Source organism: Pontibacter sp. HJ8, from assembly GCF_054824225.1.
In genome coordinates, this window is sequence record NZ_JSYF01000125.1 from 1 (window position 1) to 11,908 (window position 11,908).

Here is an 11,908-nt window from a genome sequence, read left to right on the forward strand (position 1 = left end):
CCAGGAACTCGGCAGGGGGATAGCCAACTTCACCAAAGAAGAGAAGCAGGACCTGATGCACATCGCCACCTGCAAGGTTTTCAGCCTTTCCGGGTATTATGAGCTCGACCGGGTAGACGAAGAGGGCTGGCCTCATTACCGTTCCGTGAAACCGATTCCTTTTGCCAACTTAAAGGAACAGGACCGGATGCTCAAGTGGCACATCCTCGAATATTTTGACCGGGCGGACGAAAATTAACCTATTTACGACACACGTCGCACGTATCACGTAGCACGACTTCTGGTTTACAGATAAAGCTTTTCTACTGCATAAGAGGGAATTCCTCTAAAGAGTAAGAAGCCTTTTATTAAGATCTCGTGTTACGTGGTACCTGCTACTTATTACGCATTACCAACATCAATGAAAATCATCAGCTATAACGTGAACGGCATCCGTGCCGCTATTTCCAAAGGCTTTCAGGATTGGGTGAAATCTGCTGACCCTGACGTGCTCTGCCTGCAGGAGATCAAAGCCTGTGAGGACAAGTTTGACCGGGCTATTTTTGAAGACCTTGGGTATAACGTATACCTGCATCCAGCCCTTAAAAAAGGGTATAGCGGTGTGGCTATTCTTTCGAAAGAGAAACCCAGGCACATCGAGATCGGCTGTGGCATGGATTGTTATGACAACGAAGGCCGGGTCATCCGGGCCGATTATGACAATTATTCTGTCATGAGCGTATACATGCCATCGGGCTCGAGCGGGGAAGAGCGGCAGGGATTCAAGATGCAGTGGCTCGATGACTTCTATGGCTACATCGGCGATCTGAAGCAGACGCTGCCCGGTATGGTGATCAGCGGAGACTACAACATTTGCCACCAGGCCATCGACATTCATAATCCTAAGTCAAATGCCAAAAGCTCGGGTTTCCTGCCGGAGGAGCGCAGCTGGATGGGCAAGTTCATTGAGAGCGGGTTTACGGACAGCTTCCGGCACTTCAACAAAGAACCACACAACTACAGTTGGTGGAGCTACCGGGCAGGAGCCCGCAACAAGAACCTGGGCTGGCGTATCGATTATAACATGGTAACCAACAACCTGCAGGATCGCCTGCAGCGGGCTGCCATACTTCCGGAAGCGAAACACTCCGACCACTGTCCGGTATTATTGGATATAATATAGTTGCGCCCGTTGCCCGTATACTAAATTGCTGACAAAGGCAGTTTATAGGTAAAGGCTATACCTTATTGCTTTAATTTATTGAAATTTAGTCCCTTACCGTTACATGATTCATCCATAGCTACAACCATTCTGTTATACCTTTAAAGGAGTAAGCGCATGAACGATTATGATGCATTAGATAAGCTGTTGCATCAGCTCCAGGCTTTCAAAAAGAAGTTTTACCTCAACCTTCTGTTGAGGGGGAGCCTCTTTGCGATCGGGTTGCTCATGTCGATCTACATCATCTACAGTTTACTGGAATACCTTTTCTACTTTCCGGCCTTTGTACGCGCTTTCCTGCTTTTCTCCTTTGTTGCCCTGGTGGTGTACGTCCTCATCCGATGGATTTTACTGCCGCTCTCGGCCCTGGCCAATCTCAGGAAGTTACTCACAGACGAGCAGGCGGCTTCGCGTGTGGGCAACTTTTACCCTGAAATAAAAGATAAGCTGCTCAATGCGATTCAGCTAAAAGACCTGGACAGAACCAACGAGCTGATCGCTGCCAGTATCGAGCAGCGATCCAGCCAGCTGGTTCATTACCCCTTCACAGAAGCGGTCACCTACAAAGAAAATAAACCACTCCTCAAGTACATTGCACTTCCTGCCGTGATCATGCTGCTGATCACGCTGCTATACCCAACCATTTTTGTGCAGGGAACCGAGCGGATCATCAACTACAAAAAGCACTATACCCCGCTGGCTCCTTTCAGCTTTGTGGTACAGAATAAATCGCTGCAGACCTATCGGGGAGAAGACTTTGAGCTGAAAGTAGACATAGCAGGCAAGTCTGCGCCAAGTGAGGTATACATCCACTACAACGGCAGGCGTCAGAAGCTGCACAAAGACAGCAACGACCACTACTCCTATACCTTTAAGCAGCTGCAGAAGCCCGTCGATTTCCAGTTGGAAGGCTCCGGCTTTATGTCCGATGACTATACCCTGCGCCTGCTTTCGCGGCCTAACCTCAAGAGCTTTTACATGGAAGTCGTTTACCCGGATTACCTGAAGCGCAAGCCGGAGGTGATCCAAAACACCGGCAATGCGACTATTCCGGAAGGCAGCACTATTAAATGGAACTTCTCGGCCACCGAAACGGAAAGTGTAAAACTCAACTTCGAAAACCCCACTGAGTCCCTGGAAGCCAGAAACGAGGGTACTTTATTCACAGCCCGCAAGCAGTTTACCGAGAGCCAGAACTACGCTGTCGCACTGCGCAACGAGCATAGCAGCAACAAAGAAGAGATCAACTACCAGGTTACGACTATACCTGACCGGCACCCGCAAATCACCCTGGAGCAGTTCCAGGATTCCGCCCTCTACAGTTTTATGGTGCTGGCAGGCGAAATTTCCGATGATTACGGCCTTTCCCGCCTGGCGCTTCATTACAAGATCACCAATGATAAAAACCCGCAGGGCAAGTACAAGAGCCAGCCTTTGCCGCTCAACAAGCAGCAGCTGAATCAGACGTATTACCACCAGTGGAACACCCAGGCCCTGAACCTGGCTCCCGGCGACAAACTGGAGTACTTTGTGCAGGTATGGGACAACGACGGCCTGCACGGCCACAAGAGCGCCCGCACCCGCACCTTTGAGCTGAAGATACCCAGCAAGCGTGAATTGGAAAAGGAGCTGGTAAGCAAAGCGCAATCCGTCGAAAGCCAGCTCAGCCAATCGCTGGAGAAGAGCACCAAGCTGAAAGAAGAACTAACCCGATCCGAAGAGAAAATGAAGTCGAAGCGCGACCTGAACTGGCAGGACAAAAAGCAGCTGGAAGATATGGTCGAAAAAAAGAAGCAGCTCGAGCAGGACATCTCTTCTATGAAAGAACTTTTCGACCAGCTCAACAAGAAACAGAACATGCTCAGCGAGCAGGACAAGCAACTGGCAGAAAAGGCGCAGGAACTACAGAAGCTGATGAACGACCTGCTGGATCCGGAAACCAAGAAACTCTACGAGGAGCTGGAGAAATTACTGCAGGAGCAAAAACCGAATGATACAGAACTGGAGAAACTGCTCAGCAAGCTCGACAACCGCGAACGCAACCTGGAGCGGGAGTTAGAACGTGCCCTGGAGCTCTTCAAGCAACTGCAATTTGAGCAGAAGCTCGACAATGTGACCAACAAGCTGGAGGAGCTGGCGCAGGAGCAGCAGGAGCTTTCAGACAAGACAGAGCAGAAGAAGGAAGACAACAAAGAGTTGCAGCAACAGCAGGAAGACATCAAACAGGATTTTGAAGAACTCAAGAAAGACCTCCAGGATCTGAAGGAACTCAACGACAAGCTTCAGAACCCGAACCAGATGAAAGAGGAGCAGATGCAACAGGAGCAGCAGCAGATCGAACAGGACATGGAGCAAGGCCAGCAGCAACTCGACAAGAACCAGAACAAAAAAGCCAGCGAGTCGCAGCAGAAAGCAGGGGAGAAGATGAAGCAGATGGCCCAGCAAATGGAGCAGATGCAAAGCAGCATGAGCATGAGCGGCATGCAGCAGAACCTCGACAACCTGCGCGACATTCTCGAAAACCTGATCAAGCTTTCCTTTGATCAGGAAGGCCTGATGAAGGACTTCCGGGGCGTTAACCAGAGTGACCCGCGTTTTATCGCCCTCTCGCAGCAGCAGCTCTCTTTGCGTGACAACGCCAAGGTCATTGAGGATAGCCTGTTTGCCCTTTCAAAAAAGGTATTTCAGCTCGAGTCTTTTGTAACCCGCGAAGTGGCCCAGATGAACCAGAGCATGGACAATAGCATGAAAGAACTCCGGGACCGTAACGTTGGCAGAGCCACCGCCCAGCAGCAACTGGCCATGACCTCGATGAACAACCTGGCGCTGATGCTCAACGATGCCCTGAAGCAGATGCAGCAGGCCATGCAGCAAATGCAGGGCAGCATGGCCGGAAAACAGAAGGGAAACAAGCCCCAGCCCGGAGATTTTGGACAGATGCAGGACGCATTGAACAAAAAAATTGAAGAATTGAAAAAAGGTGGCAAGTCAGGTAAGGCACTATCTGAAGAATTAGCTAAATTAGCTGCGGAGCAGGAAGCGCTCCGGAACGCCCTCAAAGAAATGGACAAGCAAGGCCAGAAGCCGGGCGAAAACGGCAAAAATGGCGAGCTGGGAAATATTAGCAGGATGATGGAACAAAGCGAGACTGATCTCGTTAATAAACGTTTGACTGAGCAAACCATCATGCGGCAACGTGAAATCCTGACACGATTGCTGGAAGCGGAGAAGTCTATGAAGGAACGGGAATTGGACAATAAACGGGAAGCAAAGAGCGCTCAGGATGTAGCCCGGCAAGTACCTCCTTCTTTCGAAAAGTATTTAAGAACAAAAGAGAAACAAACGGAATTACTCAAGACTGTGCCACCGGCTCTGTCACCCTATTACAAGCAGAAAGTCAGTGAGTATTTTCAAAACATAAGTAACTAATTCGCACCTTATAGCTACACCAACAAGTAATATGAATCAAGTTAAAATTCAGATTCCTTCCTTAATCGAGAACATCCGGGTCATAGAAAGCTTCATAGATAATTCAAAGGAAGAATTCGAGTTTGAAGATGACGTGTATGGCAACATCATGGTTGCTGTTACGGAATCGGTAAACAATGCCATCCGGCATGGGAATAAATTCGATAAAGAAAAGATAGTATACCTCACCCTGCAAGTTGAGAACAACCAGCTCCTGTTTGAAGTAGAGGACGAAGGCCCGGGATTTGACTATGACAGCCTGCCTGATCCCACTGCTCCTGAAAACCTGGAAAGCCCCGGGGGGCGCGGTATTTTTTTGATGCGCAATCTTTGTGATGAAGTTAATTTCCTGGACAACGGCAAAAAAGTGCAGTTGGTCTTTAACATAGCCTCTTTAGAGAATGGATCAGCTAATTGAGTTCTTTAGCGAGGAAACAGATTTCTCACTAAGCAACCCAGAGCAGATCTCCAGTTGGATTACAGATATTATAGAGCGCCACGACTACGAGCTTACCGGCCTCACGTATATATTCTGCTCTGACGATTACCTTCACAACATCAACCTCGAGTATCTCGATCACGATACGCTGACAGATATCATCACCTTCGATAATGCCGATGAAGAAGGCACCATCGAAGGTGATGTTTTTATAAGCATAGACCGGGTACGCGACAACGCGGCCACGCACGGCACTTCTTTCGATGACGAATTGCACCGCGTCATCATACACGGCGTACTTCACCTGCTTGGTTTTACAGATAAGACCTCAGAGGATGAAGCAACTATGCGCAAACTCGAAGATTCTTCCTTATCTTTGCGGAAATTTTAATCGCAAATAAGGGAATTACCAGCCTCCCTTTGATGTTTCACGTGAAACATCTCTAAATTCAGAATACATGTTTCCAGAATACGATATTATAGTGGTAGGTGCCGGGCACGCAGGCTGTGAGGCTGCTGCCGCTGCTGCAAAAATGGGGTCGAAGGTGCTCTTGGTTACCATGAACATGAACACCATTGCCCAGATGTCCTGCAACCCGGCGATGGGGGGTGTGGCCAAAGGGCAAATTGTGCGCGAAGTAGATGCCCTGGGAGGCATGAGCGGTATCATCACAGACCAGACTATGATCCAGTTCCGCATGCTGAACAAATCAAAAGGCCCTGCCATGTGGAGCCCGAGAGCGCAAAGTGACCGCATGCAATTTGCCGAAGCCTGGCGCCTCTCACTGGAGCAAACAGAGAACGTGGACTTCTGGCAAGAGATGGTAACAGGTATAGAAGTAGAAGATGGCAAGGCAATAGGTATACGCACCAGCCTGGGGATAACTATACGTGGAAAGGCCGTTGTGTTAACGAATGGCACCTTTTTGAATGGTATTATCCACATCGGAGAGAAGCAATTGGGTGGTGGCAGAGCCGCTGAGAAATCCGCCAAAGGTATAACCGAACAGCTGATACAACTAGGCTTTGAAGCAGGCCGCATGAAGACTGGCACGCCGCCACGCGTAGATGGACGTAGCCTGGACTATAGCCGGATGGAAGAACAGTTTGGCGATGAGAACCCGTCCAAGTTTTCCTATACCGAAACGCAGCGGCTCCAGAAGCAGCGCAGCTGTTACATAACGTACACCAATCCCGAAGTGCACGAAATCCTGAAGACAGGCTTCGAAAAGTCGCCGATGTTCCAGGGAAGAATACAGGGATTAGGCCCACGCTACTGCCCGTCGATAGAAGATAAGATCAACCGTTTTGCTGACCGCGACCGCCACCAGATATTCGTGGAACCGGAAGGATGGAGCACAGTGGAAGTATACGTGAATGGTTTCTCCAGTTCACTGCCGGAAGATGTACAACTGAAGGCACTGCGTAAGATCGTAGGTTTTGAGAATGCCAAGATGTTCCGTCCGGGTTACGCGATCGAGTATGACTTCTTCCCGCCAACACAACTGAACTTATCGCTTGAAACAAAGCTGGTACAGAACCTCTTCTTTGCCGGCCAGATCAACGGTACCACCGGTTATGAAGAAGCCGCCTGCCAGGGATTAATGGCGGGAATTAATGCCCACAACAAGATAAATGAAAAAGCACCGTTTGTCTTAAAGAGATCTGAAGCATACATTGGTGTTTTGATAGACGACCTGGTAAATAAAGGTACTGAAGAGCCTTATCGTATGTTTACTTCACGAGCAGAGCACCGCATCCTGCTACGTCAGGATAATGCCGATATCCGCTTGACCAAGCTGGGTTATGAGCTGGGATTGGCAGATGAAAGCCGGGTAAAAGCTGTGGAAAAGAAGATAGCTGAAACAGCCGAAATCATCGCATACTTGAATAACAAGCCGATTGAGCCGGGAGATATCAACAGCATGCTGGAAAGTATGGGCTCTGCACCCATCGTGGAAAAGCAACGGGCAGGCCAATTAATAAAGCGACCGAATATCGAGATACCGCATATCGCTGCAGCGATTCCGTCCATAGGAGAATACCTGAGCAAGTTTAAAGCAGACAGTGTGGAGCAGGCTGAAATAGCTGTGAAATACGAGAGCTACATTGTGAAGGAATATACGATGGCGGCCAAGATGGGCGAACTCGAAAACTATAACATCAAAGAAAAAATAGACTACCGCAACATACCGGCATTATCATCTGAGGCACGAGAAAAACTGCTGCGCGTACAACCTGAAACTATAGGACAGGCTTCGCGCATCAGTGGTGTATCTCCGGCTGATATATCGGTACTCATGGTATACCTGGGAAAATAAATGAGCTACGAAAGACTGGAACAATGCCCGATATGCGGCAAAGAAGAGTTCAAAAACTTTTTAGTAGTAAACGACAACGCTGTATCGAAAGAGAGCTTTGTGATTGTGGAATGTGAGAACTGCTCGTTCAAGTTCACCAACCCGAGGCCGGACACGGAAAGTATAGGAAAGTATTACGAGTCTGAAGAATACATCTCGCACAGCAACACCAAATCAGGCATTATCAACAGAGCATACCATGTCGTTCGCTCCATCACCACAAAACAGAAAGTAGAACTTATCAACAGGCATTCACCGGCCAAAGGTGCCATTCTGGACTTTGGTTGCGGTACCGGCGTATTTCTGGCAGCCTGTAAAAAGGATGGCTGGAACTTACGCGGGATAGAACCCAATGCCGGCGCCAGAGATGTTGCCTCCAAAGAAACAGGAGAACCGATCGCAACAGATCTTGGGGAAGTAGCAGGAGAGAAGTTTGCAGTGATCACACTCTGGCATGTTCTGGAGCACATTCATACGCTCAATGATACCGTGGAGAAACTGATCAGCCTCCTGCAGGAAGACGGGACTCTGATCATTGCCGTGCCCAATGCGGATTCGCACGACGCGCAGCAATACAAGGCAGACTGGGCTGCTTACGATGTGCCACGCCACCTGTACCACTTTACGCAGGATACCATGAAGAGATTACTCAAGAAGCACAAGATGAAGTTGGAAGAAACACTGCCGATGAAATTTGATGCTTACTATGTCAGTATGCTGAGCGAGAAACAGAAGGAGGGAAAAACAAAGATGATCAGCAGTGTACTCAACGGGTACAAATCAAACAGCTATGCAGAGAAAAACGGAAACGATTATTCGAGCCTCATCTTTGTAGCAAAGAGAAAATAACAGCATCTGAAAATTGTTAATAAACCAGAACAAGGCAAGCGAAAGTTTGCCTGTTTTTCTTTTAAACGAACTATTGAATGAAGTTTTTCAACATAGTTTTAGGAGTGGCAACGCTGGCAACCATCACCTCCTGTGCCAGCATCAACAACCCGGAAGGCGGTCCCAAAGATGAAGTACCTCCAACACTTGTAGGCAGCAATCCGAAAAATAAAGAGCTAAACGTCAAAACCACCACCATCCTGCTGGACTTTGACGAAGAAGTACAGCCGAGTTCCCTGAACAAAGAACTGTTGATCACGCCTTATAAGGACAACAAGTATCAGGTCAAAACAAACAAGTCGCAGCTGGAACTAACGTTTGAGCAACCCTTTGAAGAGAACACGACCTATACCTTAAACTTCAGAAAAGGCATAGAGGACATCACGGAGAAGAATAAAGCGGAAGCCCTGATGCTGACTTTCAGTACGGGCAGCTTTATAGACTCCAGCCGGATCAGCGGCAGCGTAATGCAACTGCTGACACAGGAACCGGAAAAGGATGCAGTGGTAGCCTTGTTTCCAACGGCCGATACGCTCAGCATCCGGAAGAGCAGACCCTATTACCAGACCCAGACAAACGCCGCAGGAGAGTTTACCTTTGAAAATATCAAGCAAGGGGAGTACCGGATCTTTGCCCTGCAGGATAAAAATAACAGCTCTATTTATGACAACGAAGAAGAGCGTATAGCCTACAAAGGAAAGCCTCTGCAGGTTACGCCTGATACGCAGGAAGTTGTTTTACAGACAGTACGGATCGACACAAAAAAACCACTCCTGCAAAAGAGGGAAAAGTATACCGACCGCTTTGTGGCCAACTACAATGAGGGATTAGAAAGTTTCAGAGCACATCCTGAAAAGGCACCAACCGATACACTGATTCACAAGATTTCGGCAGATGGAAAGATCGTAGATCTGTTCGGTGACAGCAGATTTACAGGAGGTAGAGCCATCCTCGTAGCTATAGATTCTGCGGCCAACCGGACTATCGATACGGTACAGATCGCATTTGAAGGAAAGAGAGCACAACGGGTGGCTGGTGCACAACTCAAAGTAAGCGGCAATAGCAAAGATGGAAATTACAGCGAAGGACAAACGGTGACGATAGAATTAGAGACACCCGTAAAGATCACTTCCCAGGCACCCATAGCCTTGCTCAGAGACTCCGTAGTGGTAACCGATCTGAAATATCCGGATCAGGTCACATTAGACCGCAGTGCAACGGAACTATCCTTTGTGGTACCCCGCTGGAACGGCAACAACAGACAGGCAACAATCGCACTGGATAGTATGGGAATCGTGCCGGTGCAGGGCGCCAGGCTCAAATTCCCGCCCTTACAGATCACGATAGCCGAAGCAAAAGGATCGGGCAGCCTGAAAGGAACCGTATCGACAACACAGGCTTCTTACATCATACAACTCCTCGACAGCAAGTACAATGTCAAACGCCAGGTACGGAATCAGAAAAACTACAACTTCAAAAATATAGAGCCAGGCACCTACTATATCCGGGCCATCCTGGATGAAAATAAAAACGGCAGATGGGATGGAGGTGATCCGGACCTGGAAAAGGAACCCGAAAATGTATACCTCCACGCAAAGCCACTGGAGATAAGAGCCAACTGGGAAATGGAAGAAAATATAAAATTCTAGAAAAGCCGAACCAACAAAAAAGGGAGCCTGTAGAGGCTCCCTTTTTTGTTGGCCAGTGGCCTATGGACAAGTATTTCTCTTGTGGACAGCAAAGCACTAGATCTGCCCGGAAGTAAAGAATGGAGGTATTTCTTAAAAACTATCAACAGCCGAATTAGCCCGCCATTCACAGAAAACCAGGCTAAAAGTGTGGCTATACCTGAGATTTAAGAAACGAAAATAGAGAAGAGATAAACTTGATTAAAGCGCCTAAACACCTGGAAAAAGCTTCTGTTGAATTGGGAATGAAACCAATGAAAACTAGCCGAAACGAAAGAGAGAAGGATAAGCCGGAACATACTAGGTATAGGTATACGTCCAACTCAAGTCATACACAGCACTGCGAAAAGGTATGACCAAAAAGAATTCGTTCACTGCAATCATATTACACAAAGCGAACAGCGAAAAAGGTAGCATGCATTTCTTCATGAGACAGAGGAAGAAAATATCGCTGGACTATACCTATCTAAGCAAAGAATAAACGAAAAGGTGAAATACCTGAAGTATGTAGATTCAGGGCCAAAGGCAGATCCTAGATAAAAAGTAAAGGAAGCTGATTTGGTCAACCATAGGTATGCGGTATAGAAATGCTGAGAAAACAAACGGGGAGAAAATCAGCATAAAATCAGGTAGCGATACCTTCATAGCATCCAGGTATAGGAAGCAATTCAACGTGCCTGCCGGAGCTCTTGAAACACGAAGTGCGCAAGGGAGAAAACTAGCATCGGGAAATCAGTACAGGTTACGTGGATACAATCTGACAACTCTTGCACGTTAAACTAGAAAAGCAAAAGTAGAGCGGGTAAAAGCGTCGCCAATTGTACAGCTCTTTTAAAGTCATCCGGCAGGTATAGCTCGAAGCCCTAGCCTGATACCTGCATTTGAAAAAATCCAGATCAACCTATCTTGAGTAAGGAGCGCCAACTACGGAAGGAACACAAATAAGCTCGGGTATCGCATTGAACAAAACACGCTGCAGCTAAACACAGCAGTAGAAACAGCTTTCCTGAAGTTATCATTAAAACAAAACAGCTGAGCGCGATAGAATACGAAGTGTAAATAGAAAAGAAGGAAGCCACTGAACAAGTATAGCAGAACAATCAAACAAGAAGGCGGATGGAGCTGTTCTGATTCAGAATTCCTTCGGGTTTCCTGTAAGAAGACGCTGCAATTGACAGGGCCGCCATGCCTGTTACCTCATCAAAATGCGTGGAACCACAACCCAGAAGCCGCAGAAAATAATCTGAAAAGAGAAAGAAACGAAGAAGTCTTGCGTAAGAGAAAGGCACCAAACGAGCCCAGGGAGTGCTGAATTCCGGGATTTCAGGAATGTTGTTAAGAAATCAACATTTAAGGTGCGTATAAGTGTGGACAAATGTGTGTCAAATCTGATAACTCAATAAGCCATTGTTTTACAAAAACTGAAAAGAGCCGTGGAACTTCTGAAAAGTGGAAAGCGGTGTACAATTAAGCCAGGAAAAAACGATTTTCCACGAAGCAGGGCAAATGTTTAAAAAGAAATGAACACATAAAAGGGAAAAGTGGAAAAGCAAAGCATCGCACTGAACCAGAACTATATATAGCGTAGATAAGTGTGGGCAACCAAGTGAACAGGAAAGGTACTAAAAATGAAAATGAGGACAACTACAGATGTTCCACACTTATACACTTGTTAACAGCCTTAATAATGAAAGAAGATTTGATTTTAAAAATTATTCAATTAAAATATATTAGGTGAGGTAAAATGTGGAAAGGCTGAGAGACAAGCCAGGAGAAAGAGGTTAAACAAAACACAAAAAAAGAAAAGCCCTATCTTTAAGGGGTAGAACCAAAACGAAAAAGATGACATTACTTTTAAAGCTGA

At 47.2% G+C, this 11,908-nt stretch carries 8 protein-coding genes; all 8 read left to right on the plus strand.

Annotation, left to right across the window (positions count from 1 at the left end; genetic code table 11):
• Positions 1-238: hypothetical protein (locus OB13_RS06935; protein ID WP_461489428.1), on the plus strand; the 238-nt coding region annotated here is incomplete at its 5' end.
• Positions 239-400: 162 nt separating this feature from the next.
• A complete protein-coding gene (locus OB13_RS06940; RefSeq protein ID WP_461489429.1) occupies positions 401-1,162 on the plus strand; it encodes an exodeoxyribonuclease III in 762 nt (253 codons plus the stop codon).
• A gap of 156 nt (positions 1,163-1,318) precedes the next feature.
• The gene (locus tag OB13_RS06945; protein ID WP_461489430.1) at positions 1,319-4,630 is read left to right on the plus strand and encodes a DUF4175 family protein; all 3,312 of its coding nucleotides are present in this window, start codon (positions 1,319-1,321) and stop codon (positions 4,628-4,630) included.
• 31 nt (positions 4,631-4,661) lie between these two features.
• Positions 4,662-5,087, plus strand: coding sequence for an ATP-binding protein (locus OB13_RS06950; protein ID WP_461489431.1), 426 nt, complete (start codon positions 4,662-4,664; stop codon positions 5,085-5,087).
• A complete protein-coding gene (ybeY, locus tag OB13_RS06955) occupies positions 5,071-5,499 on the plus strand; it encodes an rRNA maturation RNase YbeY (protein WP_461489432.1) in 429 nt (142 codons plus the stop codon). Before OB13_RS06950 ends, ybeY begins: the two co-directional genes overlap by 17 nt.
• Positions 5,500-5,566: 67 nt before the next feature.
• The gene (mnmG, locus tag OB13_RS06960; RefSeq protein ID WP_461489433.1) at positions 5,567-7,429 is read left to right on the plus strand and encodes a tRNA uridine-5-carboxymethylaminomethyl(34) synthesis enzyme MnmG; all 1,863 of its coding nucleotides are present in this window, start codon (positions 5,567-5,569) and stop codon (positions 7,427-7,429) included.
• Entirely contained in the window at positions 7,430-8,317 is an 888-nt protein-coding gene (locus OB13_RS06965; RefSeq protein WP_461489434.1) for a class I SAM-dependent methyltransferase, read from the plus strand.
• A 77-nt stretch (positions 8,318-8,394) separates the two neighbouring features.
• The gene (locus OB13_RS06970) at positions 8,395-10,005 is read left to right on the plus strand and encodes an Ig-like domain-containing domain (protein ID WP_461489435.1); all 1,611 of its coding nucleotides are present in this window, start codon (positions 8,395-8,397) and stop codon (positions 10,003-10,005) included.
• Positions 10,006-11,908 lie beyond the last annotated feature (1,903 nt).

What these genes read in the sequence shown, in the direction of transcription:
- OB13_RS06940 (WP_461489429.1), top strand. Translation starts at nt 401, where the DNA reads ATGAAAATCATCAGCTATAACGTGAACGGCATCCGTGCCGCTATTTCC.
- OB13_RS06945 (WP_461489430.1), top strand. Translation starts at nt 1,319, where the DNA reads ATGAACGATTATGATGCATTAGATAAGCTGTTGCATCAGCTCCAGGCT.
- OB13_RS06950 (WP_461489431.1), top strand. Translation starts at nt 4,662, where the DNA reads ATGAATCAAGTTAAAATTCAGATTCCTTCCTTAATCGAGAACATCCGG.
- ybeY (WP_461489432.1), top strand. Translation starts at nt 5,071, where the DNA reads ATGGATCAGCTAATTGAGTTCTTTAGCGAGGAAACAGATTTCTCACTA.
- mnmG (WP_461489433.1), top strand. Translation starts at nt 5,567, where the DNA reads ATGTTTCCAGAATACGATATTATAGTGGTAGGTGCCGGGCACGCAGGC.
- OB13_RS06965 (WP_461489434.1), top strand. Translation starts at nt 7,430, where the DNA reads ATGAGCTACGAAAGACTGGAACAATGCCCGATATGCGGCAAAGAAGAG.
- OB13_RS06970 (WP_461489435.1), top strand. Translation starts at nt 8,395, where the DNA reads ATGAAGTTTTTCAACATAGTTTTAGGAGTGGCAACGCTGGCAACCATC.